The sequence below is a fragment of the Variovorax sp. P2_H12 genome, assembly GCF_056403395.1.
The window spans coordinates 1-539 of record NZ_JBFUFO010000148.1 but is presented as its reverse complement, the minus strand read 5'-3'; the positions used below and the strand labels follow the sequence as shown (position 1 = coordinate 539).

The 539-nt window shown below is 56.2% G+C and carries 1 rRNA gene; it reads left to right on the top strand.

The annotated features are described in order from the left end of the window. Nucleotides 1-539: ribosomal RNA gene (locus tag AC1DYK_RS35585) — 23S ribosomal RNA — on the top strand; the annotation flags it as partial.

Genomic DNA, 539 nt, shown 5'->3' with positions numbered 1-539 from the left:
CCCAAGTAGCACGGGGCCCGAGAAATCCCGTGTGAATCTGGCGGGACCACCCGCTAAGCCTAAATATTCCCTGGTGACCGATAGCGGATAGTACCGTGAGGGAAWGGTGAAAAGYACCGCGGGAGCGGAGTGAAATAGTACCTGAAACCGWRTGCCTACAAGCMGTGGGAGCGTCGCTGTTGTTCTTCGGAGCAACAGTCGTGACTGCGTGCCTTTTGAAGAATGAGCCTGCGAGTTTGCGGTGTGTTGCGAGGTTAACCCGTGTGGGGAAGCCGTAGCGAAAGCGAGTCCGAATAGGGCGTTTTAGTAGCACGCTCAAGACCCGAAGCGGAGTGATCTAGCCATGGGCAGGTTGAAGCGGAGGTAAGACTTCGTGGAGGACCGAACCCACCAGGGTTGAAAACCTGGGGGATGACCTGTGGTTAGGGGTGAAAGGCCAATCAAACTCCGTGATAGCTGGTTCTCCCCGAAATGCATTTAGGTGCAGCGTCGTGTGTTTCTTGCCGGAGGTAGAGCACTGGATAGGCGATGGGCCCTAC